Source organism: Rhizobium sp. AG207R (assembly GCF_027109195.1).
GTDB lineage: Bacteria > Pseudomonadota > Alphaproteobacteria > Rhizobiales > Rhizobiaceae > Rhizobium > Rhizobium dioscoreae.
In genome coordinates, this window is record NZ_JAEPVT010000002.1 from 305614 (window position 1) to 328973 (window position 23360).

Annotated in this window: 28 protein-coding genes; 11 read left to right on the forward strand and 17 right to left on the reverse strand. The window is 59.9% G+C overall.

Features of this window, described 5'->3' with window-relative positions; translation table 11 throughout:
- Positions 1 to 85 precede the first annotated feature (85 nt).
- Positions 86 to 454 (reverse strand): VOC family protein, encoded by a 369-nt coding sequence (locus JJQ51_RS05465; RefSeq protein ID WP_113353918.1) that lies wholly within the window; start codon positions 452 to 454, stop codon positions 86 to 88.
- 95 nt (positions 455 to 549) lie between these two features.
- On the opposite strand from JJQ51_RS05465, the gene JJQ51_RS05470 reads away from it, so the two are divergent.
- The 4 genes from JJQ51_RS05470 to JJQ51_RS05485 are packed head-to-tail and all read left to right on the forward strand — an operon-like array spanning position 550 to position 3356.
- Positions 550 to 786 carry a hypothetical protein gene (locus JJQ51_RS05470; protein ID WP_269244405.1) on the forward strand — a complete coding sequence of 79 codons (237 nt, stop codon included), beginning with the start codon at positions 550 to 552 and terminating at the stop codon, positions 784 to 786.
- Positions 783 to 1565 (forward strand): metal ABC transporter ATP-binding protein, encoded by a 783-nt coding sequence (locus tag JJQ51_RS05475; protein WP_113353917.1) that lies wholly within the window; start codon positions 783 to 785, stop codon positions 1563 to 1565. The genes JJQ51_RS05470 and JJQ51_RS05475 overlap by 4 nt, the downstream gene beginning before the upstream one ends.
- Entirely contained in the window at positions 1562 to 2434 is an 873-nt protein-coding gene (locus JJQ51_RS05480) for a metal ABC transporter permease (RefSeq protein WP_113353916.1), read from the forward strand. The genes JJQ51_RS05475 and JJQ51_RS05480 overlap by 4 nt, the downstream gene beginning before the upstream one ends.
- A gap of 19 nt (positions 2435 to 2453) precedes the next feature.
- Entirely contained in the window at positions 2454 to 3356 is a 903-nt protein-coding gene (locus JJQ51_RS05485) for a metal ABC transporter solute-binding protein, Zn/Mn family (RefSeq protein ID WP_113353915.1), read from the forward strand.
- Positions 3357 to 3412: 56 nt separating this feature from the next.
- Here the strand turns inward: JJQ51_RS05485 and JJQ51_RS05490 are convergent, their stop codons facing one another.
- Together JJQ51_RS05490 and JJQ51_RS05495 are read right to left on the reverse strand one after the other, a co-directional pair.
- Positions 3413 to 3721, reverse strand: coding sequence for a Dabb family protein (locus JJQ51_RS05490; protein WP_113331963.1), 309 nt, complete (start codon positions 3719 to 3721; stop codon positions 3413 to 3415).
- 120 nt (positions 3722 to 3841) lie between these two features.
- Positions 3842 to 4741: a LysR family transcriptional regulator ArgP gene (locus JJQ51_RS05495; RefSeq protein WP_152093600.1), complete on the reverse strand. Its 900-nt coding sequence runs from the start codon at positions 4739 to 4741 to the stop codon at positions 3842 to 3844.
- 100 nt (positions 4742 to 4841) lie between these two features.
- On the opposite strand from JJQ51_RS05495, the gene JJQ51_RS05500 reads away from it, so the two are divergent.
- Together JJQ51_RS05500 and JJQ51_RS05505 are read left to right on the forward strand one after the other, a co-directional pair.
- Positions 4842 to 5450, forward strand: coding sequence for a LysE/ArgO family amino acid transporter (locus JJQ51_RS05500; RefSeq protein ID WP_152093601.1), 609 nt, complete (start codon positions 4842 to 4844; stop codon positions 5448 to 5450).
- Between the two features lie 111 nt (positions 5451 to 5561).
- On the forward strand, positions 5562 to 6452 hold the full coding sequence (locus JJQ51_RS05505) for a dihydrodipicolinate synthase family protein (protein WP_152095971.1): 891 nt from the start codon (positions 5562 to 5564) through the stop codon (positions 6450 to 6452).
- Positions 6453 to 6497: 45 nt separating this feature from the next.
- Here the strand turns inward: JJQ51_RS05505 and rnhA are convergent, their stop codons facing one another.
- The 5 genes from rnhA to JJQ51_RS05530 all read right to left on the reverse strand — a co-directional run bounded on the left by rnhA (position 6498) and on the right by JJQ51_RS05530 (position 10286).
- Complete coding sequence (gene rnhA, locus JJQ51_RS05510; RefSeq protein ID WP_269244406.1) at positions 6498 to 6938, reverse strand: ribonuclease HI; 441 nt, start codon at positions 6936 to 6938, stop codon at positions 6498 to 6500.
- A complete protein-coding gene (locus JJQ51_RS05515; RefSeq protein ID WP_113353910.1) occupies positions 6935 to 7900 on the reverse strand; it encodes a homoserine kinase in 966 nt (321 codons plus the stop codon). The genes rnhA and JJQ51_RS05515 overlap by 4 nt, the downstream gene beginning before the upstream one ends.
- A gap of 33 nt (positions 7901 to 7933) precedes the next feature.
- Positions 7934 to 8941, reverse strand: a complete 1008-nt coding sequence (gene ispH / locus JJQ51_RS05520) for a 4-hydroxy-3-methylbut-2-enyl diphosphate reductase (protein ID WP_112722479.1) — start codon at positions 8939 to 8941, stop codon at positions 7934 to 7936.
- A gap of 171 nt (positions 8942 to 9112) precedes the next feature.
- Complete coding sequence (locus JJQ51_RS05525) at positions 9113 to 9874, reverse strand: SURF1 family protein (protein ID WP_173002496.1); 762 nt, start codon at positions 9872 to 9874, stop codon at positions 9113 to 9115.
- Entirely contained in the window at positions 9867 to 10286 is a 420-nt protein-coding gene (locus JJQ51_RS05530; RefSeq protein WP_069613871.1) for a DUF983 domain-containing protein, read from the reverse strand. Before JJQ51_RS05530 ends, JJQ51_RS05525 begins: the two co-directional genes overlap by 8 nt.
- Positions 10287 to 10434: 148 nt before the next feature.
- Here JJQ51_RS05530 and JJQ51_RS05535 point away from each other — a divergent pair, with 148 nt between their 5' ends.
- Positions 10435 to 11085, forward strand: coding sequence for a chloramphenicol phosphotransferase CPT family protein (locus JJQ51_RS05535; RefSeq protein WP_152093603.1), 651 nt, complete (start codon positions 10435 to 10437; stop codon positions 11083 to 11085).
- 61 nt (positions 11086 to 11146) lie between these two features.
- Here JJQ51_RS05535 and JJQ51_RS05540 read toward each other — a convergent pair whose 3' ends face one another.
- The 6 genes from JJQ51_RS05540 to coxB all read right to left on the reverse strand — a co-directional run bounded on the left by JJQ51_RS05540 (position 11147) and on the right by coxB (position 16464).
- Positions 11147 to 12025: a cytochrome c oxidase subunit 3 gene (locus JJQ51_RS05540; RefSeq protein WP_113331971.1), complete on the reverse strand. Its 879-nt coding sequence runs from the start codon at positions 12023 to 12025 to the stop codon at positions 11147 to 11149.
- A 63-nt stretch (positions 12026 to 12088) separates the two neighbouring features.
- Entirely contained in the window at positions 12089 to 12700 is a 612-nt protein-coding gene (locus tag JJQ51_RS05545; protein WP_113331972.1) for a cytochrome c oxidase assembly protein, read from the reverse strand.
- A gap of 9 nt (positions 12701 to 12709) precedes the next feature.
- Positions 12710 to 12850 carry a hypothetical protein gene (locus JJQ51_RS05550; RefSeq protein ID WP_015339051.1) on the reverse strand — a complete coding sequence of 47 codons (141 nt, stop codon included), beginning with the start codon at positions 12848 to 12850 and terminating at the stop codon, positions 12710 to 12712.
- Entirely contained in the window at positions 12847 to 13806 is a 960-nt protein-coding gene (locus tag JJQ51_RS05555) for a heme o synthase (protein WP_113353907.1), read from the reverse strand. Before JJQ51_RS05555 ends, JJQ51_RS05550 begins: the two co-directional genes overlap by 4 nt.
- A 58-nt stretch (positions 13807 to 13864) precedes the next feature.
- Entirely contained in the window at positions 13865 to 15559 is a 1695-nt protein-coding gene (ctaD, locus tag JJQ51_RS05560; protein WP_113353906.1) for a cytochrome c oxidase subunit I, read from the reverse strand.
- A 14-nt stretch (positions 15560 to 15573) separates the two neighbouring features.
- Positions 15574 to 16464, reverse strand: coding sequence for a cytochrome c oxidase subunit II (gene coxB, locus JJQ51_RS05565; RefSeq protein WP_113353905.1), 891 nt, complete (start codon positions 16462 to 16464; stop codon positions 15574 to 15576).
- Between the two features lie 336 nt (positions 16465 to 16800).
- Between coxB and JJQ51_RS05570 the strand changes: the two genes are divergently transcribed.
- Together JJQ51_RS05570 and tldD are read left to right on the forward strand one after the other, a co-directional pair.
- Positions 16801 to 17424: an invasion associated locus B family protein gene (locus JJQ51_RS05570; protein ID WP_069613870.1), complete on the forward strand. Its 624-nt coding sequence runs from the start codon at positions 16801 to 16803 to the stop codon at positions 17422 to 17424.
- Positions 17425 to 17487: 63 nt separating this feature from the next.
- The gene (tldD, locus tag JJQ51_RS05575) at positions 17488 to 18903 is read left to right on the forward strand and encodes a metalloprotease TldD (RefSeq protein ID WP_113353904.1); all 1416 of its coding nucleotides are present in this window, start codon (positions 17488 to 17490) and stop codon (positions 18901 to 18903) included.
- A gap of 13 nt (positions 18904 to 18916) precedes the next feature.
- On the opposite strand, the gene JJQ51_RS05580 is transcribed toward tldD, so the two are convergent.
- Positions 18917 to 19222, reverse strand: coding sequence for a pyrophosphatase (locus JJQ51_RS05580; protein WP_113331988.1), 306 nt, complete (start codon positions 19220 to 19222; stop codon positions 18917 to 18919).
- Between the two features lie 106 nt (positions 19223 to 19328).
- Entirely contained in the window at positions 19329 to 20648 is a 1320-nt protein-coding gene (locus tag JJQ51_RS05585; RefSeq protein WP_113353903.1) for a D-alanyl-D-alanine carboxypeptidase family protein, read from the reverse strand.
- Between the two features lie 227 nt (positions 20649 to 20875).
- Here JJQ51_RS05585 and JJQ51_RS05590 point away from each other — a divergent pair, with 227 nt between their 5' ends.
- Entirely contained in the window at positions 20876 to 21928 is a 1053-nt protein-coding gene (locus JJQ51_RS05590; RefSeq protein ID WP_113353902.1) for a polysaccharide deacetylase family protein, read from the forward strand.
- Between the two features lie 3 nt (positions 21929 to 21931).
- On the opposite strand, the gene pdxH is transcribed toward JJQ51_RS05590, so the two are convergent.
- Positions 21932 to 22552 (reverse strand): pyridoxamine 5'-phosphate oxidase, encoded by a 621-nt coding sequence (pdxH, locus tag JJQ51_RS05595; protein WP_113331979.1) that lies wholly within the window; start codon positions 22550 to 22552, stop codon positions 21932 to 21934.
- Between the two features lie 64 nt (positions 22553 to 22616).
- Between pdxH and JJQ51_RS05600 the strand changes: the two genes are divergently transcribed.
- Positions 22617 to 23075, forward strand: a complete 459-nt coding sequence (locus JJQ51_RS05600) for an RT0821/Lpp0805 family surface protein (protein WP_069613743.1) — start codon at positions 22617 to 22619, stop codon at positions 23073 to 23075.
- Positions 23076 to 23360: the final 285 nt, after the last annotated feature.

Consider the following 23360-nt stretch of genomic DNA (forward strand, 5'->3'; position numbering starts at 1 on the left):
ATTTTTGATGGATTTGGAAAGGCTGGGCGCCCTGAGCCCGGCCTTTTCCAACTAAAGGTAAGGCGCAAGCCCTTCCTCATTTCTTCTACCTGCTTGTTACCCGGATATAATAGCCATCCGGATCTGCGATACGGAAATCGCGCAACCCCCATGGCTGTAGGGCAAGCTCCGATACTGTATGGCCGCAGGTTCTGGCGGCGTCATAAAAACCTTCCACATCCCCAACGCTCAGCACGATTTCGACACCGAGGCCCGGTCGTTCGCCATTGACCGCCCGAAGGGGATGATCAGGCCCAAGAGCCTCCCGCTTGTTAACGGAAATGATAGCCTCGCCATTCGAGAGCATCGTGTATTGCTCGCCTGTTTCGCCAACCACCTGGAAGTTCAGTGCCCGTTGATAGAATTCTATCGACGCCGTCACATCGGCAACAAACAGCTCAAGCCTTAGCTTCATGATTTTGTCTCCTACCCGTCTCGTAAATTTTGTCGCTCGATGCTGCGTGAAAATACAACTGTCGTGAGCGTCATGGCGATAAGGCGCGGACATTATTGCCGGTAAATATTCCAGCCTTGTTTACCGCAGTTCACCGCCGCCTCTTTTTCGCCGCATTTCATCGGCTACAACACGTAATGTTATTACATAATGAAAGCCCTAAAATGCCTTTTGACCGTGATCCCTTCGCTTCGTCCCTCATGGGGCGCTCGGCTTTGATGCGCCTTGCCTATGTGGCGGTGGGCATTGCAGTGCTTTGGGCTGCTATCGGCTGGGCGGTGGCTTTGGCATGAATGATCTGATCCGCCTCAACAATCTCACCGTTACCTATGAACGTCATCCAGCCGTACACCATCTCTCTGGCGGCTTTGCTGCTGGCAGCCTCACGGCGATCGCCGGGCCGAATGGTGCCGGCAAGTCGACCTTGCTCAAGGCAATCGTCGGAGAGTTACGTCCGGCGGAAGGGTCGATCGATCGTGGCAAGCTGACGCGCAACGATTTCGGCTATCTGCCGCAAGTGGCCGATATTGCCAGACGCTTTCCGATCTCGGTTGCCGATACCGTCATGCTCGGTGCTTGGAAGAATGCCGGCGCCTTTGGGCGGTTCTCGCGGAAAGACGCCGAGCGGGCGCGCGAGGCGCTCGGCATCGTCGGGCTTTCGGGCTTCGAACGGCGTCATATCGGCTCGCTTTCGGCCGGACAGTTCCAGCGCGTGCTGTTTGCGCGGCTGTTGCTGCAGGATGCCCGCGTCATTCTGCTGGATGAACCCTTCACCGCGATCGACCAGCGTACGACGCGCGATCTTCTCGGCCTCGTGCTGCGATGGAACCGGGAGGGACGCACGGTCATCGCCGTACTGCACGATTTCGAGCAGGTGCGAAGCTATTTCCCCGAAACGCTGCTGATCGCCCGCAAACTCGTGGGATGGGGCAGGACGGAAGATGTCATGAGCCCAACGAACCTCATCAAAGCGCGCGCCATGGCCGAGCGCTGGGATGAGGAGGCCGCGACATGCCTCCCCGAAGAAGAGCACGACGAAGGCGGCCTCGTGAAGCGGGAGCCGGCCGAATGACCGTCTACGATACCTTCCTCGCACCCTTTGCGGACTATGGTTTCATGCGGCGCGCGCTGATTGCCTGCGTCTGCCTCGGCCTCGGCTCCGGCCCGATCGGCGTCTTCCTGATGCTCAGGCGCATGAGCCTGATGGGTGATGCCATGAGCCATGCCGTTCTGCCTGGCGCCGCTATCGGCTACCTCATTGCCGGCTCGCTGTCGCTGACCGCGATGGGGCTTGGCGGGCTCGTGGCCGGCCTTTCGGTGGCGCTGCTCTCCGGGCTCGTCAGCCGCGCGACCGTGCTGCAGGAGGATGCGAGCTTTGCCAGCTTCTATCTGACCTCGCTGGCGCTCGGCGTCCTCATCGTGTCACTACGCGGCTCCAACATCGATCTGCTGCATGTGCTCTTCGGCACTATTCTCGCGATCGATGCGCCGGCTCTCTACCAGATCGGTGCGATTACGACGGTGACGCTGCTGGCGCTCGCCGTCATCTACCGGCCGCTTGTCATGGAATGCTTCGATCCGGGTTTCCTGCGTGCTGTCGGCGGGCGCGGACCGCTCTATCATTTCCTGTTTCTGCTGCTGGTCGTGCTCAATCTCGTCGCGAGCTTTCAGGCGCTCGGTACGCTGATGGCCGTCGGGCTGATGATGCTGCCGGCCGCCGTGGCTCAGCTCTGGTCGCGCAGCCTACCCGCCATGATGATGATTGCGACGGGAACGGCGATAGTGGCAGGCTATCTAGGCCTCATCGCATCATACCATCTCGAATTTGCATCAGGCCCGACCATCATCATCACCGCCAGCCTGATCTACGGCTTCTCCATTCTCTTCGCACCTTCGGGCCTTGCCCGGCGGCTCTTCCCCCGTCCCCATCTCCGGGGCTAATCTGAACAAGGAGACCCACATGAACAAACAGAGACTGCTTCTCTCAGCCGCCGCGGCAGCCTTCGTCGCCTTCGGCGTCGCTGCACCAGCCTCCGCCGAGACACTCAATGTCGTTGCGTCCTTCACCGTGCTTGCCGATGTCGTCAAGCAGGTCGGCGGCAATCATGTGAAGGTGTCGAGCCTCGTCGGCCCGAATGGCGACCCCCATGAATTCGAGCCCTCGCCAGCCGATGCCAAGACGTTGAATGCCGCCAAGGTCGTCTTCGTCAGCGGCGAAGGCCTGGAAGGCTGGATGGACCGGCTGATTACCGCGTCCGGCTACAAGGGAACGCCCGTTGTCACCTCCGAAGGCGTCAACACCCGCACCATGGTCGACGATGGCAAGACCGTCACCGATCCGCATGTCTGGAATAGCCCGGTCAATGTGAAGGTCTGGGTCGCCAATATCGAAAAGGCTCTTTCCGCCGCCGATCCGGCTGACGCCGCCGACTTCAAGGCCAATGCCGAGCGCTATACGAAGGTGCTGACGGAGCTTGACGCCTATGCGCACGGCAAGTTCGACAAGATCCCGGACGATCGCCGCAAGGTGCTGACCAGCCACGACGCCTTTGGCTATTTCGGCCGCGAATACAAGGTCAACTTCCTCTCGCCGCTCGGCGTTTCGACGGAGACGGAGGCGTCGGCCGCCGACGTCGCCAAGCTGATCGAGCAGATCAAGACCGAGCATGTGAAGACCTATTTCTTCGAGAATTCGAACGATCCGCGCCTCGTCAAGCAGGTCGCCAAGGCAACCGGCGCCGAGCCGGGCGGCGAGCTCTATGTCGAATCGCTGTCAAAGGCCAACGGGCCGGCTTCGACTTACGAAAAAATGTTCCGTTATAACGTTGACCAGCTCGCCGCTGCGATGGCGAAATCGAGCTGATCGACCGGATCCGGTCGCAGGCTTACCCCGTCTGCGGCCGGATCCTGGCGGCTATTTCAAAGATTGAAATCAAAAACCATTAGGCCGGCCAGACCGCCGTCGGTGGAGGAAACGATGCGTTCGCCGACAGCCACATGTTCGGGATGGATGAGATAGGCATCACGCGCCTCCACACTCTCGAAGGTGACGGCAAATCCATCGGCGAAGCCGCCATGCAAGCCTTCGGGCGATACGTTTGGCCCATATTTCACATCGACAATGCCCGGAATGACCTTCTGCAAGGCGACGACAGAGTCGAAGAGCGCGGTCTTCTCATCCTGTGTCAGGGCGGATTTGAGTCTAAGAAAAACGCAATGCAGGATCATAAAACAATCTCCCTGGAAGTCGGGGGCAGCATAGAGGGAAAGGACAGCCGGGCAAGGCACCAATTCGCGAACATTGCGTTCCGGCAGCGAGGCGAATGGCAAGGTGTTTAGAAGCATTGCTCATGCTGACAGATGAGCTTTGGCTGCCGCTGTGATCTCGCGCGTCAGCTCGGCAAGCCGGTCGGCTGCGAGACGATTCACTTGCCAATATAATGGAATGTCCAGCGGCGTGTCGGGGATCAGTTCCACCAAGCGCCCAGCCTCCAGATGCTCCCGCACAAGCTGAATGGGATTCATGCCCCATCCCATGCCTGCAAGGCTGGCATCGACGAAACCCTGCGTCGACGGCAGCCAATGGCTCGGATAGGCAAAATCCTCTCCGAATGTCTGACGTATCCATCGGCCTTGAAGCCTGTCCTTCTGGTTGAAGGTCAGGGCCGGCGCATTCCGGATCGCTTGCGGGGTAACGCCCTGTGCAAAATGCCGGGCAACGAAATCCGGGCTTGCCGTCGCATGGTAGCGGAGGGCGCCGAGGGACATGCGCCGGCATCCCTGGATCGGCTTCTCCAAGCCGGTGACGGCGGCGATGACCCGGCCGCGCTGCAGCCATTCGGCGGTATGATCCTGATCGTCGATGGCAATATTCAGCAGATAGGGGGAGCGTCTGGCAAAACCCGATATGGCTTCCACGAACCACGTCCCGAGACTGTCGGCATTCGTGGCAATGTGAAGCGTAACCCTTTGCTTGGGCTCCTCGGGATCGATAAGTGCCGGCAAACGTCCGAAAAGCTCGTCTTCGAGCATGCCGACATTCTCCATATGGCGGCAGAGCCATTCGCCCTTCTCCGTTGCTGTGCAGGGATTGCCCCTGACGATCAGGACGATGCCCAGGCGTTCTTCCAGCTGCTTCACCCGCTGCGAGACGGCCGAAGGTGTGACATTGAGAAGGGCCGCCGCCTTTTCGAAGCTGCCTGTCTGGACGACCATAGAGACGGCACGGAGAGCAGAATAATCGAGCATTGATTAGTTTTTCTTAATCAGGGTTAGCAACATTAACTAGCCTAAATCTTCTTATGCCGATACCGGAAATGCTCATTGGTTTTGGAGCATTTCGGCTAGGATGAATTTTTCGATCTATATGACGGGCCTGATGATGGGGCTCAGCCTGATTGTCGCGATCGGCGCGCAAAATGCCTTCGTCCTGCGTCAAGGCCTTCGCAACGAGCATGTATTCGCAGTCTGCCTTGCATGCGCGCTCTCCGATGCCGCGCTCATCATCCTCGGGGTGACGAGCTTCCGCCAGATCTCGGCGCTGTTGCCCTGGCTCGATCCTGTCATGCGCTATGCCGGGGCAGCCTTCCTCATCTGGTACGGAGCCAGGAGCCTCTACTCCGCCTTTCGTTCCTCCGCGGTGCTGGCCGCCGGAGAAGCGAAATCATCGAGCTTCCGGCAGACGCTTGCCATGTGCCTGGCGCTCACCTGGCTCAACCCGCACGTCTATCTCGATACCGTCGCGCTGCTCGGCACGATCTCGACCCGATTTCCGGGAAACGAGGCTTCATTTGCGGCGGGGGCCATGACCGGCTCTTTCCTGTTCTTCTTTTCGCTTGGCTTTGGCGCGCGATGGCTAAGGCCGATCTTCGCGAAGCCCGCCTCCTGGCGCGTTCTGGAAACGCTCATCGCGCTTACCATGTGGATGATCGCCACAAAGTTGCTGAGCGGAGTATGATTTTACAACATATTCCATCGACAGCTACACGGTACTCAGCATAGGACGATTTCAGGTTCTGTTTTTCGACCGCTACCGCTGCTCATGGCCTGACAGAGAAGGAAAACAATTGTGACGCTCTTTACAGGACTTTCGGCCTTTCCAATTACTCCGACCGACGCTTCCGGACGCGTGGATGTTGCAGCTCTCACCCACCTGCTTGAACGCATTCAACGGGCGGGCGCGGATTCCATCGGGTTGCTCGGCAGTACGGGCGGTTACGCCTTTCTGTCACGCGACGAGCGCCGGCGGGCAGTACAGGCGGCGATGACAAGTGTCGGCGGCAAGATCCCGGTCATCGTCGGTGTCGGAGCGCTGCGGACCGACGAAGCGCAGGCATTGGCGCGTGATGCCAAGTCGGCCGGCGCGGATGGGCTACTGCTGGCCCCGGTATCCTATACTCCACTCACGGAGGAAGAGGTCTACCAGCACTTCGCAGCCGTCGCGGAGGCCGGCGAGCTGCCGCTCTGCATCTACAACAATCCCGGCACAACGAAATTCACATTCAGCGATCGGCTGATTGTACGGCTGGCAAAGGTGGCGAACATCGTGGCGGTGAAGATGCCTCTGCCGCAAGATGGCGATTTCAAGGGAGAGATAGGACGCCTGCGCCAGGAAACGTCAAAGGGTTTCGCCATCGGCTATAGCGGCGATTGGGGAGCAGCGGCCGCCCTACTGGCCGGCGGCGACGCCTGGTGCAGCGTCGTTGCCGGCCTTCTGCCCGTCCAAGCGCTGGCGCTCACACGGGCTGCCCAAGCCGGCGACATCGCCGAAACGGAGCGGCTTGATCAAAAGTTCCAGCCACTATGGAGCCTGTTCAAGGAGTTCGGCAGCTTCCGCGTCATGTACGCGATTGCCGAAGCGCTCGATCTTTGCCGGATCGATCCGCCGCGCCCGATCCTGCCGCTCTCCACAGCCGAAAAGCCAAGAGTGAGAAGCGCTCTCAATCACATCTTGGCGTGATCGAGCTCTATGTGACGCGGCTAGTCCGAGTTTATTGCCGACGAGCTAATTCCTCTTGAAAGGCTCCATGCCGTTGCGCGCCAGCTCGTCGGCCCGTTCATTCTCCGGGTGTCCCGCATGCCCCTTGACCCAGTGCAGCGTCACCTTGTGTCTGTTATAGGCCTCATCCAGCGCCTGCCAGAGCTCGGCATTCTTCACCGGCTTCTTGTCTGCGGTCTTCCAGCCGTTCTTCTTCCAGCCGAAGATCCACTTGGTGATGCCGTCCTTGACGTAGACGCTGTCAGTATAGAGATCGACCTCGCATGGGCTCTTCAGGGCACCGAGTGCCGAGATCGCGGCCATCAGCTCCATACGGTTGTTGGTCGTCTCTGCCTCGCCGCCGGAGAGTTCCTTTTCCACCTCGCCGTAACGAAGCACCGCGCCCCAGCCGCCGGGGCCGGGATTGCCGGAGCAGGCGCCGTCGGTAAAAATATCGACGTGCTTCATGCCTTCAGCCCATATTCGGCGGCCGCGGCAATCTGGCGGTGGAAGCGCAGCTTGCGCAGATATTCGATCGGATCTTTCTTGGTGACGAGAGCGCCGGCGGGGGTCGTCAGCCAGTCGTAGAGACGTGTCAGGAAGAAGCGCAACGCCGAGCCGCGGGCCAGCGTCGGCAGGGCGGCGATTTCAGCCTCGCTCAACGGCCGCACGCTCTGATATCCCTCAAGCAGCGCCATTCCCTTGGTGATGTTGTAGGCGTGATCTTTCTCGAAGCACCAGGCATTCAGGCAGATCGCGACATCGTAGGCGAGCTGATCGTTGCAGGCGAAATAGAAATCGATCAAGCCGGACAGGGTGTCGCCGAGGAAGAAGACATTGTCCGGGAAAAGATCGGCGTGGATGACGCCTTCGGACAGACCCTTCGGCCAATGCTTTCCAAGGAAATCGAGTTCGCCGCGGATCTCACCCTGCAGGCCGGCCTCGACTTCGTCGGCGCGGGCCTCTGATTTTTCCCAGAGCGCTTGCCAGCCCTCAAGCGACAGCGCGTTCGGGCGGCGGATCTCGAAACCCTCACCGGCAATATGCATAGCGGCCAGCGCTTTGCCGACTTCGCGGCAGTGATGTGCCTCGGGCTTGCGCAGCCACATGCCCTCGAGGAAGGAGATCAGGGCGGCAGGACGCCCGGAGAGATGACCGAGCAAGGCACCGTCACGGCGCGGCAGGGGTAGCGGGCAGGACAGGCCGCGGCTCGCCAGATGCTGCATCAGCCCCAGGAAGAACGGCAGATCGCCCTTGTCGACGCGCTTCTCATAAAGCGTCAGGATCAGCGGATCGCGGCTCGTATGCAGCAGGAAGTTCGAATTCTCGACGCCTTCGGCAATGCCCTTGTAGGAGAGCAATTCACCGACATCATATTCGGTCAGGAACCACTTCAAATCGTCTTCGGTAATATCGGTATAAACGGCCACGAAACAGTCCCGAACTTGAGCGCCTTAGGTCGGCTATTCGCCGTTGACGAAAGCCATGTCTGCTGTCGTCAGCTCTATACTGCGAAGCTCGCGATTGACGAGGAAATTCTCGGTTTCCTTCACAGTTTCAGCGAGTTCCACCACAGCATTATAGCGGGCGCGGAAAGCTTCGATAATCTCGTTGACGATGACTTCTGGCGCAGATGCACCAGCCGAGAGGCCAACGGTCTTGATATCGCCGATATCGTCCCAATCGATCTCGGCGGCGCGCTGGACGAGAACGGATTTCTTCGCCCCTGCCCTCAGCGCCACTTCGACGAGGCGCTTGGAATTCGACGAATTCGGCGCACCGACGACGATGAAGAGATCGCAGCCCGGCGCCGCCTCCTTTACCACTTCCTGGCGGTTGGTTGTGGCATAGCAGATCGAGTCGGCAGCCGGTGCTGTCAGATTGGGGAAACGCTCCTGCAGCCGCGCGATGACGCCGGCGGTATCGTCAACAGAGAGCGTCGTCTGCGTGACGAAGCCGAGATTGTCGGGATCATCAGGCTGGTAGACGTCGGCATCCTCCACCGTCTCGATCAGCGACACGGCACCTTCCGGCAGCTGGCCCATAGTACCGATCACTTCCGGGTGGCCGGCATGGCCGATCAGGACGACGTGGCGGCCAAGGCGATTGTGGCGCATGGCCTGCTTGTGCACCTTGGAGACAAGCGGACAGGTGGCATCGAGATAGAAGAGATTGCGCGCATCGGCATCGGCCGGCACAGATTTCGGCACGCCATGCGCCGAGAAGACGACGGGCTGGGCGCGATGCTCGGCCGGGATTTCATCCAGCTCCTCGACGAAGATGGCGCCCTTGGCTTCCAGCCCCTCGACGACATAGCGGTTGTGAACGATCTCGTGGCGGACATAAACCGGCGCGCCATAGGCCTTCAGCGCCAGAACGACGATCTGGATGGCGCGGTCGACGCCGGCGCAAAAGCCGCGCGGCCCGCAAAGCCGGATGGTCAGGTCAGGTTTGGAAACAGCTATGTTCATATCTCTTCCGAAATGCGACAGAGGCTCGAGCCATAGATAGGGCTGCCCTGCCGCCTGCTCCATTCAGTCCGCATGATCCCAAAAACCGCTGCGCACTTTTTGGGATCATGCTCTAGCGGAATATTCCATCGAAATGAAGCTATTCTATTGCATGTCTCTATTGTGGGGCCTCTATTGTGAGGGCGCGTCCGGATGGCGTTTGCGCCACCAGGATATGGCGACGATCGCTGCCAGCGCCACCGCCAAGCCATACCAGGTCACCGCATATTGCAGGTGATTGTTCGGCAGATCGATGATGGTGACGCCGCCGATCGGCGCCCCTCCTGGATTGGGTGTCTTGTCGGCGTCGATGAAGAAGGGCAGCACCTTGTCCTTCGGCAGGCCGACGCTGGCAGCCATGGCATCCAGATCCTTCCAGAAGAAGATGTTCTTGCCGAGATCATTGTCCGGCATGCCGTCTGGCCGCTCGGCAAGTTTGGCGCGGGCAAGACCGGTGACAGTCTGTTCGCCCGTCAATTCACCCTGTTTGCGCTTTTCGGGGTCCTTCGCCTCTGTAGGAACGAAGCCTCGATTGACGAAGATAAAGCGACCGTCGCCCAGCTGCAGCGGCGTATAGATGTGGTAGCCGGGATCGCCGTCATAGGTGGCGAGGAAATGCCGCTCCTTGTCGTTGAGGTAATGGCCGGTGGCGGTTACGACGCGATATTCGATATCGCCGCCGGATGCCGCCATCGTCTCGATCGCCGACAAGGGCATAGCCGGTGCGTCCTTGCGGGCCGCGATGTCAGCCAGCAGGCCCTCTTTCCATTGTAGCCGCTCGACCTGCCATGTTCCAAGCCCGATGAGGATGACGAGCGCCGCGAGAAGAAGCAGTGCCTTGGCGATCTGCCACAAGGGATTGGCGCGACGCACGGGCACTGCGGACTCAGTCACGATGGACGCGCCCTTCGGCGGCGTTGTTGCGATATTGCAGGGCGATCAGGATGCCCTTGCACCAGCGTAAAGATAGAAGCGAAAGGATGATCGTAAGCGGCGCGAACAACACGATATAGACCCAGATCGGCGGCGCATAGTTGATCTGCATCCACAGGACCGAGCCGATAATGATAAAGCCGACGATCAGGATGACGAAGACCGCCGGGCCATCGCCCGCATCCGCGAAGGCGTAATCGAGATCGCAGGCCGCACAGCGCGGTTTCAGCGACAATAATCCATCGAAGAGCTTGCCTTGGCCGCAACGCGGGCAACATCCCTGTATGCCGACCTTAAAGGGATCGACGGGCGCAAAGAGGGCGCTGTCGCTGTGGGATGCCTCGTTTGGCGTCTTGTCTTGCTCTGAGCTCAAAGTTCTGTCTCGATCAGCCTAAAATAGCGGGCGATCACATGAACCTCGCCCCTATCATTATAACTAACTGCGAAGCATGCATCCGTCCAATCGAAAAGCTCTCAGCTCCTCCTCATCAGCCTCAAAACAAGCAAAGGGGATCGAATTCATGCCATTCAGCGAAAGCCGGCCGGCTGGCCAGATCGTCATTCTCAACGGTGCGCCGCGATCCGGAAAAAGCAGCATCGTCGAGGCGATACAGGCCGATTTTGAAGGCGTGTGGGTGAATCTCGGCGTCGACGCCTATGTGCGGCATATCACGCCTCCACGCTACCGTCCGGGCATCGGCTTGCGTCCCGGCGGCGAGCGGCCTGATCTCGAGCCGCTGGTTGCGCGCCTTTATGCCGCACTCTATGCCTCCATCGCCGCACATAGCCGCATGGGATTGAATGTCGTCGCCGAGTTCGGTCATCATGAAAGCTATTCGCAGCCGCTCGGCATTCTTGCTGATTGCGCCCGGCTGCTGACGGGGCTGCCCGTTCTGTTCGTCGGCGTGCGCTGCCCACTCGATGTCGTGATGGGGCGGCGGCTGGCCGAAGGGCCGGAAAGACAGGGCACTTACGTGAAGGTCGAGGCTGGCATGACTGTCCCTGCGCCAGTCATTGCCTGGCAGGAACAGGTACATCGGCCCGGAATCTATGATCTGGAGGTCGATACGTCGGTGAAAAGCCCCAAGGCATGCGCCGAGCAAATCAGACAATTGCTCGCTGAAGATCTGCCTCATCCGACGGCATTCGAGAGGATTGCCTCAAGGGATTGAGGCCAAAAAATAAAAGGCGGTCGTCCAGCGCCCGCCTTTTGTTTTCAGAGATCGATACCGATCAGCCCGCCGCGACCGGCGCGCCCCAGCTGCCCCAAACATAAATGCAGAAGAACAGGAAGAGCCAGACCACGTCGACGAAGTGCCAGTACCAGGCGGCCGCTTCGAAGCCGAAATGCTGCTTCGGCGTGAAATCGCCGCGGATGGCGCGGACCAGGCAGACGATCAGGAAGATCGTGCCGACCAACACGTGGAAACCGTGGAAGCCGGTCGCCATGAAGAAGGTGGCGCCATAGATTGAGTTTCTGAACTCGAACGGCGCATGGGCATATTCATAGGCCTGGACGCAGGAGAACAAAGCGCCGAGCAGAACGGTGAGCGTCAGGCCCTGGATCAGGCCCTTGCGATCACCATGCAGCAACGCGTGGTGAGCCCAGGTGACGGTCGTGCCCGACAGCAGCAGGATGATGGTGTTGTAGATCGGCAGGTGCCAGGGGTCGAGAACCTCAACGCCTTTCGGCGGGAACTGGCCGCCAAGGAAGGCCGTGCGCGACGCCTGGATCGCCTCGTTCGGGAACAGGCTGACATCGAAATAGGCCCAGAACCAGGCGACGAAGAACATCACTTCGGAAGCGATGAACATGATCATGCCGTAGCGCAGATGCAGCGATACGACGCGGGTATGCGCGCCCTCATGCGCCTCCTTGATCGTGTCGGCCCACCAGCCATACATGACGTAGAGGATCACGGCGAGGCCGATGAAGAACAGCCAGGGCTGCGCGAAATTGATCCCGAACAGATGCACCGCGCCGCCATTCAGGTAGCGCATGAAGCAGACGCCGCCGAAGGTGATCACGAAGGCCCCAAGGGCCGCAATGATCGGCCACGGGCTGGGATCGATAATGTGATAATCGTGTTTTCTCTGATGCGCCTCGGCCATATCAGCAATCCCCGAATAACTTTTTCCCATATTGCTTCCGGTCAAACCGAGAAGCATTCTCCATCAAAGTTTCTTTTCCACCGGCTTCGTACTGCCGTCATTGGAAGCCACGGGCTTTACGCCTTCCCGTGGGTAATAGGTATAGGACAGTGTCAGCGCATTGATCGTCTTGGTTTCCACAGCCTTGGTGATCTCAGGATCGACATAGAAAACCACCGACATCTCGCGCTTTTCGCCGGGCGCGAGATCCGTCTCGTTGAAGCAGAAACACTGGACCTTGTTGAAATAGACCCCGGCTTCCAGCGGCGTGACATTGAAGATCGCCTGGCCGCGCTCCATCTTGTCCGACTTGTTTTCGATCTGGAACTTGACCTCGACCGTCTCGCCGATCTTCGGGTTCACCGACTTCTGCAGCGGCTTGAAATCCCACGGCAGGCCCGGCGCGACATTGGCGTCGAACGAAACCTGGATCTGCTTGTCGAGGATGACGTTCGAGACCTGCTCGACGCGCTGCGTCGTGCCGTTATAGCCCGTCACCTGGCAGAACATGCGATAGAGCGGCACGGCAGCGGCGCACATGGCGCTCATGCCGACGACGAAGCTCAGGCACATGGCAACGATCATGCCGTTGTTACGGCCGCCGCTTCTCGTGCTCTTTGTGACCTCCCCCTCCATGACGCCTCCTCAAACGTGTCCGGAACCGACCTTGATGATGGTGATTGCGTAAAACAGCACCACCAGACCGGCAAGCACCAGCCCGAGCGCGATATTGCGCCCTCGCCGCGATTTCTTCTGCGCCTCGGTCAGCTTGACGAGTTCGATCATAGCCAGCCTCCACCGCTGCCCGACATCAGAACGGTAACGAGCCGGTCGATCAGCAGCGCGGAAAAGATCGCGAAAAGATAGAAAATGGAGAAGCCGAAGAGCTTCTTTGCCGGCACCATCTTCACGTCGCCATCGGCCATGCGCCAGACGGCGATGGAACAGTGCACGAAGATCACGCCGAGGATCGCGGCAACAATACCATAGCCAAGGCTCGCAAAGCCCATGAAGGCCGGCACGACGCCGACGATCGCGGTCAACACCGCATAGACGACGATCTGATTCTTCGTTGTCTGGATACCCGAGACATTCGGCAGCATCGGCACGTCGACGGCCTCGTAATCACCCATCTTGAAGAGCGCCAGTGCCCAGAAATGGGCCGGCGTCCAAAGGAAAATGATGAGGAAGAGCACGATGCTCTCGACCGGCACGCTGCCGGTCACGCAGGCCCAGCCGATCACGGGCGGGAAAGCGCCGGCTGCACCGCCGATGACGATGTTTTGCGGCGTCGAGCGCTTCAGCCACATCGTGTAGACGACGGCATAGAAGAAAATGGTGAAGGCAAGAATGCCGGCGGAAAGCCAATTGATTGCAAGACCGAGGATCGTCACCGAGAAGCCTGACAGCACCAGGCCGAAGGCCAGGGCTTCCGACGGATTGATACGGCCTGAAGGTATCGGCCGGCTCTTGGTGCGGGTCATGACGGCGTCGATATCGGCGTCGTACCACATGTTCAAGGCACCAGATGCACCGGCACCGACCGCAATGCAGAGGATAGCAATGAAGCCGAGAACGGGGTTGATATGACCGGGGGCCAGCACCAGGCCGGTGAAGGCAGTAAAGACGACCAGCGACATCACGCGCGGCTTCAGAAGCTCGAAATAATCGCGCGCACCCGCTTCCGACAGGCCGGTTTCGCCTTGCTTTGCGAGCGCTTCGTGATTGTCGATGACCGTCATTCTCTCTTCCAATTATCCGTTGAGCCGGACGCCGCTGATCACGGCGTCCGGAAATGAGCTACTTGATGCGCGGCAGCTCTTCCCACTGATGGTGCGGCGGCGGCGACGACAGCTGCCATTCCAGCGTGGTCGCACCATCGCCCCAGGGATTATCGCCTGCGACGCGCTTCTTTACGAAGGCATCTATAACGCCCCAGAAGAAGAAGCAAAGGCCTACGGCTGCGACATAGGAGCCGATGGAGGATACGAAGTTCCAGCCGGCATAGGCATCCGGATAGTCGATATAGCGGCGCGGCATGCCCGCACGGCCCAGGAAGTGCTGCGGGAAGAACACCATGTTGACACCGATGAAGGTGATCCAGAAGTGCCAGTTGCCGATCCGCTCATTGTACATGTAGCCCGTCATCTTCGGGAACCAGTAGTACCAGGCGGCGAAGATGGCAAAGACGGCGCCGAGCGACAGAACGTAGTGGAAGTGAGCCACCACGTAATAGGTCGCATGCAGTTCGCGGTCGAGGCCGGCATTGGCGAGCTGGACGCCAGTGACGCCGCCGAGCGTGAACAGGAAGATGAAGCCGAGCGCCCAGATCATCGGCGTGCGGAACTGGATCGAACCGCCCCACATGGTCGCGATCCACGAGAAGACCTTCACGCCTGTCGGAACCGCGATGACCATCGTCGCGAAGACGAAGTAACGCTGGGTGTCGAGCGAGAGGCCGGTCACGTACATGTGGTGGGCCCAGACGACGAAGCCGACGGCGCCGATCGCGACCATGGCGTAGGCCATGCCGAGATAGCCGAAGATCGGCTTGCGCGAGAAGGTCGAGATGATGTGGCTGATCATGCCGAAACCGGGCAGGATCAGGATGTAGACTTCCGGATGGCCAAAGAACCAGAAGAGGTGCTGATAGAGCAGCGGGTCGCCGCCGCCTTCCGGCGCGAAGAAGGTCGTGCCGAAGTTGCGGTCCGTCAGAACCATGGTGATGGCGCCAGCCAAAACCGGGAGCGACAGCAGCAGCAGGAAGGCGGTGATCAGAACCGACCAGGCAAACAGCGGCATCTTGTGCAGCGTCATGCCGGGAGCGCGCATGTTCAGGATCGTGGTGATGAAGTTGATCGCACCGAGGATCGATGAGGCACCGGCAATGTGCAGCGCGAAGATGACCAGATCGATCGCCGGGCCGGGATGGCCGACGGTGCCGGACAAGGGCACATACATCGTCCAGCCGCCGCCTGCGCCGTAGGCGCCTGCCGGGCCTTCGACGAACATCGAGAGAATGAGCAGCAGGAAGGCCGGAACGAGCAGCCAGAACGAAATGTTGTTCAGGCGCGGGAACGCCATATCGGGCGCGCCGATCATGATCGGCACCATCCAGTTGGCAAAGCCGCCGATCATCGCCGGCATGACCATGAAGAAGATCATGATCAGCGCGTGGGCGGTGACGAAGACGTTGTACATCTGCTTGCCGCCATCAATGGCGGCATCGCCCGAAAAGCCGTAGACCATCGACGCCAGACCGCTGAAGATCTGGATGCCGGGCTCCTGCAATTCCATGCGAATGGCAACGGAGAGGAGGAAGCCGATCACGCCCGCGAAGATCGCGAAGATCAGATAGAGCGTGCCGATGTCCTTGTGATTCGTCGAAAACAGCCAACGTTCGGCGAAGGTCTGCTTGTGTGCGTGATGATCGTCATGCGCGTGAGCGTCGTGAAGCTCATTCGAGTGATCGTCGTGTGCCTTGGATCCAGCCATTGTTCCTACCCCTCTTACTTCGCCGTGTTTTCCGCGACCTTGACGGTCGTCGGTTGATCGACGGCGGCCATCAGAGCCTTGTTCGCCTTGCCGACGTCGGTTGCAGCAGTGGCAAGCCACTGCTTGTACTGATCATCGGAGACGACGCGGATGGCGATCGGCATGAAAGAGTGATCCTTGCCGCAGAGCTCGGAACACTGTCCATAATACAGGCCTTCGCGGTCGGCATTGAACCAGGTTTCGTTCAGACGGCCCGGAATGGCATCGATCCTGATGCCGAAGGCGGGCATGGCGAAGGAATGGATGACGTCGGCCGGTGCGGCGGTGACAAGAAGGCGAACGTTCTTGCCGACAGGTACGACCATTTCATTGTCGACAGCAAGCAGCCGCGGATATTTCGACTTGTCGTCCTTGCCGGCGGCGGTGCGGTCCTGCTCCTTCAGCATGAAGGAATCGAAGGCAACCGGCGTCGCACCACTGCCTTCATATTCATAATTCCACTGCCATTGCGTCGCTGTCGCCTTGACGGTGACATCCGTCTTCTCCGGGAAGGTCAGCTGATCGGTCAGTAGATTGAAGGAGGGAATGGCCAGGAAGAGAAGAATAAGGACCGGTCCGATGGTCCAGATGACTTCGATCAGCGTGTTGTGACTCGTCTTGGACGGAACCGGGTTCTTGGAGGCCCGGAACTTGACCATGACCACCACCAGGAGGGCCAGAACAAGCAGCGTGATCGGAATGATAAACCAAAGCGTGTATGCCTCAAACCAGCGGATTTGATGCATGTTGCCGGTTGCCGCCTGCTGCATACCGGTTTCCCAAGGTCTCGGCTGATCGGCGTAGCTACCTGTCGCAAAAAGCAGACAGATCATAGCCGCCAGAGCCGCGTAAGCTCTCTTAATCACGATGTCTCTCCCTCCAGCGTTTGATCCCAGATCTTCCTCAAACGCAGTATCCCTACAATCCATTGCGCTTCAAACCACAGTTTGGGGTACTCCGCAACAACTCAAGACATTTGTTAGTGCGGCATTTTTGCGCGAATATCCCCCATGCTTGTCCCGGACATGGCAAGCATTTCATCATCATACGAAAAATTGCATCGCGGTCCATGGCGCCGCCGGGACAAAATGGAGTAGACGTCGTATTTCCGCCGTAGTCGGTTGGAATCCAGCAGCCGGGGCTTTTCATTTGCCGGCCTGGGCTTCAACAATAGCGGCACTGATTCGAATCTAGAGGTTTCCATGGGTTTTCGTTCCCTCGCCCGGCTTTTGCTTGTTACCGGCAGCGTCGCTGCCGCAGTTGCCGCACCCGCATGGGCGCAACAGGCACAGCAGACTCAGCCGCCGGCGCAGCAGACCCAACAATTGCAGCCTGACCAGCCGGGCCAACAGCAGCCGCATACACAGCAGGTGCCAACGAGCCAGGTTCCGCAACCGCCGGGTACGGTTCGCTCCAGCCATGGCGCATGGTCCGTCGTCTGCGACAAGCCGGCAGGCGCCTCGACCGAGCAATGCGCGCTGATGCAGAACGTGATTGCAGAGGACCGCCCGGAAATCGGTTTGTCCGTCGTCGTGCTGAAGACGGCTGACCGCAAATCCAAGATCCTGCGCGTGCTGGCGCCGCTCGGCGTGCTGCTGCCCAACGGTCTCGGCCTCAATATTGATGGTAAGGATATCGGCCGCGCCTATTTCGTGCGCTGCTTCTCCGACGGCTGCTACGCCGAAGTCGTGCTGGAGGACCAGTTGCTGAAGACGCTGCGCAGCGGCGCAACGGCAACCTTCATCGTCTTCCAGTCGCCGGAAGAAGGGATCGGCATCCCTGTGGACTTGAAGGGCTTCGCGGACGGCTACGACGCCCTTCCCTGACCGGATGGGCTTGCTCTTGCGCGGTGCGAAGCCTACATCGGCTCTGAACGGAGCACCTGACCCATGAACACCGATCTCCTTACCCTTTTCGATGCCGATGAAGCCAAGCTGCGCGGCATCGTGGCCGAGGCGCTGTCCGGCGCCGACGACGGCGAACTCTTCGTCGAGCATGTCCAGGCGGAATCGCTGACCTTCGACAATGGCCGTATGAAGGGCGGCAGCTTCAACACCGAGCAGGGCTTCGGCCTTCGCGCCGTTGCCGGCGAAGCGGTGGGCTATGCCCATGCGGGCGACCTGTCCGAAGCCGCCCTGAAGCGCGCCGCCGATGCAGTACGTGCGGTGACATCGGGCTATGCCGGCTCCTATGCAGCCGCGCCACAGCGTACCAACAAGGTGCTCTACGGCGACGAGAACCCGATCGGCACGCCGAGCTTCGAGGAAAAGGCAAAGCTCCTGCAGCGGATCGACAGCTATCTGCGCGACAAGAACGACAAGGTGCGCCAGGTGACGGCATCCATCGCCGCGAGCTGGCAGGTGGTCGACATTCTGCGCGCCGATGGTCATCGCGTCCGCGATGTCAGGCCGATGACGCGCGTCAATATCTCTGTCATCGTGGGTGACGGCGACCGGCAGGAATCCGGCTCCTTCGGCACTGGCGGCCGCATCGGCTTCGGCGATTTCGTCACAGAAGACAATTGGCATCACGGCGCCGACGAGGCGCTTCGCCAGGCGCTCGTCAATCTCGAGGCGATCGAGGCACCCGCCGGCACGATGGATGTCGTGCTCGGCTCCGGCTGGCCGGGCGTCATGCTGCACGAAGCCGTCGGCCACGGGCTGGAAGGCGATTTCAACCGCAAGAAGACATCGGCTTTCGCGGGGCTGCTCGGCCAGATGGTCGCCACTCCCGGCGTTACCGTCGTCGATGACGGCACGATCGAGAACCGCCGCGGCTCAATCACCGTCGACGATGAAGGCACGCCTTCGGCCTACAACGTGCTGATCGAGAATGGCAAACTGGTGGGCTACATGCAGGACCGACAGAATGCCCGGCTGATGGGCATGAAGGCGACCGGCAACGGCCGCCGCCAGGGCTATGCCCATACGCCGATGCCGCGCATGACCAACACCTATATGCTTGGCGGCGACAAGACGCCGGACGAAATCATCGCTTCGGTGAAGAAGGGCATCTACGCCGTTTCCTTCGGCGGTGGTCAGGTGGATATCACCTCAGGCAAATTCGTCTTCGGCTGCACCGAAGCCTACCTCATCGAGGATGGCAAGGTCGGCGCTCCTATCAAGGGAGCCATGCTGATCGGCAACGGGCCGGATGCGATGAAGCGCGTTTCGATGATCGGCAACGACATGAAACTCGATACCGGCATCGGCAATTGCGGCAAAGCCGGCCAATGGGTTCCCGTCGGCGTCGGTCAGCCGCATCTGCGCATGGACCAGATCACGGTGGGCGGCACCAAGGCTTAACCGCCCCGGCCTGCTACGCCTGAGGGCGAAAGAGCCACTTGCGCTCGACGGCAGCCGGCAGATCGAGGCCGTTGCGATGCGCGAATAGAAGAATATGGCCGAGCACATCGGCCGTTTCATCGGCAAGCGCCGTCGCAAGATCCGCGTCGCTCATGCCCTTGCGCCGCCCGCGGCCGGTGACCTTGTTCCAGATCTGGACCAACTCGCCCATTTCTTCCTGGAGTTTCAACACGAACCAGTCGTCGTCGCGCTCCATGCCGTTGTCGGCGGCGTAGCGTGCCGAAGCCGTTTCGAATTGCTCCATCAGATCTTTCAGCATCGAAATCGTTCCCTTTATGTTCCATTCAAATGAACGATTCCCGCAAAAAAGTCGAGCCGGCGGAGATTTGCTCCGCCGGCTCGCTTCTATCCAATCAAGATTGTGTTCAGCCCTTGCTCGGCAGGAGCATGCAATCGAAGTCCTTGCGCTTCAGAGCGGAGCAGGCCGAACTTGCATCGTCGCGGCTTGCAAAGCCGGTGAAGCGGGCGCGATAGACCGTGCTGGCGCCCTTGCCGACGGCTTCGGTATAGGGCGAGGCATTGGCGAGCGCATTGCCGGCCTTGGACTTCGCTTCCGAGAGCAAATCCTTGGCAGCCTGAGCGGTTGGCGTCGCCGCGATCTGCACCTGCCAGCTTCCGGATACCATCGGCTTGCTGGCGGCTGCCGCCTGCTTGTTGTCGACGAGGATCTCGTCCATCGCAGCCGGGCGATCCATCGGCACGGTGACGTTCGAGGTGGCGGCGAATGCCATTGGGACAACCTCGGTACGCTTGCGCGCCGGCGCAGGTGTCGTCGTGGCAGTGGTTTGGGCATCGACATCGACGGCAACATCGTCCGATGCAGACGCCACTTCAACCTGCTTGCCCATCTTGCCGCCGCCGACGCTCGCCATCAGGCGCGATGTTGCGATGGGGGCTGCCTTGGGCACATAGCGGTCCAGCAGCGACGCCATCATCGCGTCGCGACCGCGCGCCGTGGCGCCGCCCATGACGACGCCGATCACGCGGCGATTGCCCTGGCGCACGGCGCTGACGAGGTTGAAGCCGGAGGCATTCGTATAGCCGGTCTTGATACCGTCCATGCCCTCATAGCGATACATCAGGTTGTTATGGCCGCGCACGTAGTGGCCGCGGTAGTTGAAGCTCGTCTGCGAGAAGAGCCGGTACTCCTGGGGATAGTTGTTGATGAGCGCGACGGCGAGCGTCGACATATCTCGCGCCGTCGTCCACTGCTGCATGTTCGGAAGACCGGATGCATTCAGGAAGGTGGTGCGGCGCATGCCGAGTTCGCGTGCTTTCTGCGTCATCATCCGCGCAAAACCGCTCTCGCTGCCGCCGAGCGCTTCCGCCATGGCGGTAGCGGCATCGTTGGCGGACTTGATGATCATGCCATCGACGGCTTCGCGGACAGTCACCGTACCACCGGGCTTGAGGCCCAGCTTGGTTGGCGGCTTGGCGGCAGCGAAGCGCGAAACCAGGATCCGCGTGTTCCAGCTCAGCTTGCCGCGATGGATCGCCTCGAAGGTCATGTAAAGGGTCATCATCTTCGTCAGCGATGCCGGATGGTTGAGGTCATCCGCATTGCTCGACGCCAGCACTTTGCCGGTCTTCGCATCCATGATGAAATAGGCGCTGCCGGCGAAGCTCGCTACAGGAGCGCTCAACAGCAAGACGGCCGCAGACAAAGCCATCAGAAGTCGTTTCATAATTGTCCCCAACCGAAAGAATGCCAACACACCGCATCAATCCCTGTATGATTTTGCGACAAAAAGCCTGATACCGGTGCGATATTGAGGCAACAGCCTCGATAGTTCTTCAATTTTGCCTTTCCTGGTAAAATAAGCATTAACGCATTGGAAATTATGACGAAGATTCAGTAAGGTTTAACGGGAATGCGCTACAGCGTTGACATTGGTCAACCGGGTCGAGCCGCATGGAACAGGGCATCAAGGTCCGCCTCAAGCGCACGATGATCTCAAGCGGGCTTGAGGCTGCCGCACTTTTGAAAGGTGCGGGGCTGATGCGCGATGTTGCCGGCCTCGGCACGATCTTCACCCTTCATCACGTCCGCCCTGCCCTCCCCTGCCGTTTTACACCCAATGCGCATCTGGAGGTCTCGCCCGACTTTCTCGATCAGGCGATCGCCCGGCTAAAACGGGACGGTTACGAGTTCATTGCACTCGACGCTCTTCCGTCACGGGCAAAAGAGGCCGGCAAGCCACCCTTCGTCGCCGTCACGCTCGACGATGGCAATCGGGACAATCTTGAACACGCCCTGCCAATCTTCGCACGCCACGATGTGCCCTTCACCGTCTTCGTCGCCCAGGGGCTTTCGGAGCGGACGCATAGTTTATGGTGGGAGACGCTGGGCGAACTGCTTGGCCGGCTTGATCGCCTGACATTCGATTTCGGGTCAGGAGAAGAGTTTCTGCCATTCGGCAAGGATAGCCAGAAGCATGCGGCATTTGCCCGCTTCGCCGCCTTTGTCCATAGTCATGAAGAAAGCGAAGCCGTCGGCCGGATCGATGAGCTTGCCCGGCGTCATGGTCTGGAACCGGTCGATATCGTCCGTGCATCTATCATGGATCGAGATGAATTGCGGCAGCTCGCTCGCCATCCCCTTGCCTCGCTCGGCGCCCATACGGTGAGCCATCGGGCCTTGGCAAGGCTCCCCGAAGCGGAGGCTGTCGCGGAGATGGCGCTTTCGGCCGATTATGTCGCCGACATCACCGGAAAGCGGCCAACCACGATCGCCTACCCCTATGGCACGAACGAGGCAGTCTCGGCGCGCGAGGGACGGCTTGCGGCTGAACTCGGCTTCTCCGTCGGCGTCACGACCCGCCCCGGCACGATCACGGCAGCAAACGGCAACTCCCTGCTATTGCCGCGGCTATCGCTGAACGGCCATTACCAGAAGCCCCGCTATGCGTCGGCGCTTGCATCCGGCATCCCCATGCGGCTGATGGGGCGCCGGGAAACGGCATAGGATTTACGGATACATCCGCACCTTTTGCCAGGCACCCTCCGGTACGTCACGGCGAAATTCGATACGGTCGTGCAGGCGGAACTGGCGGTCGTGCCAGAATTCGATCGACAGCGGCCGAATGCGGAAACCGGACCAGTAAGGCGGGCGCGGAATATCGCCGATTGCGTAACGGGCGGTATATTCGGCAACGGCCTTTTCCAGCGCGAAGCGGCCTTCCAGTGGTCGCGACTGCTTTGAGGCCCAAGCGCCGATGCGGCTGCCGCGAGGCCTTGTCTTATAATATTCGTCGGCTTCCTTATCGCTCACCACTTCAACCAGGCCACGCAGGCGCACCTGGCGACGCAACGACTTCCAGTGGAAACACATGGCCGCTTTCTTCTGGGAAAGAATTTCTTGGCCTTTCTGGCTCTCGAAATTTGTATAGAATACGAATCCGTCGCTATCGAAACCTTTCAGAAGAACCATGCGGACATTTGGCAAACCATCCTTATCCACCGTTGCCAGCGCTACCGCATTCGGATCGTTCGGTTCGGTGGTCTCCGCCTCACGCAGCCAGGACGCAAAGAGACTGAAAGGTTCATTCTGCTCGGTGAAGTCACCGCTTGTTAACCCGTTTTCCGACATATTAATTCAAAAGCTCCGCAATTCCTAATAACCGCCGGCCCCTCTGGCTGGCCAAGAAGTTCGGGTGGAAGTCATAGCAAAGTCGATCGTTCATACAAAGCGCAAGCTTGCAAAAGGCGTGACGATGGCTGTCGCCCTAGTCTCCCTTTTCACCCTTGGCGGCTGCGTCGGCGGCGGCATGGACTATCTGAGCTCGGCCAAAGTGGATCGCAGCGTATCGACGGGCACCGTGCCGACGGCTCCCGTAACGACGGACAGCATCTCCGACGAGACCACGGTGCGCAATGCCGTTACCTCGGCGGATCTCCACAAACTCAACGGCCAGCCCATACCCTGGGCAAACACCTCAACCGGCAGTGCCGGTGTCATCGACACGATTGTCGAAAGCAATGCGTCCGGCGTGGTCTGCCGCCAATTCCGCACCAGCCGGCACTCTTATCAGGGCGTCGCCAACTTCTCCGGCAGGACTTGCCTCGTCGGGCTTGGTGAATGGCAGTTGCTCAGCTTCCAGCAGGCGGGCTGATCGCCGCCCTCCTGTTTTTCGGCGCCTCTAAAGCATTTTGGTTCCGCACGCATGATGTTGACATCTGCGCCCACGATTTGGCTGCGAATTTCGGGCATCATCTGTTAGCGATTGGCTAACCATGCCTCAAAATGGGGATCTGCTGCCCCTCTCCCTCGTAACGCCTGATTAGCAACTCCTCCCGCAGGATCGGCTCATCGGCGCACCAGCCTTGCCTCCCATGACGGGGGCAGGATGGCGAAGCGCTATCAATTGGTTCTTTGCTTGGGGTGCTGCGATGGGGCT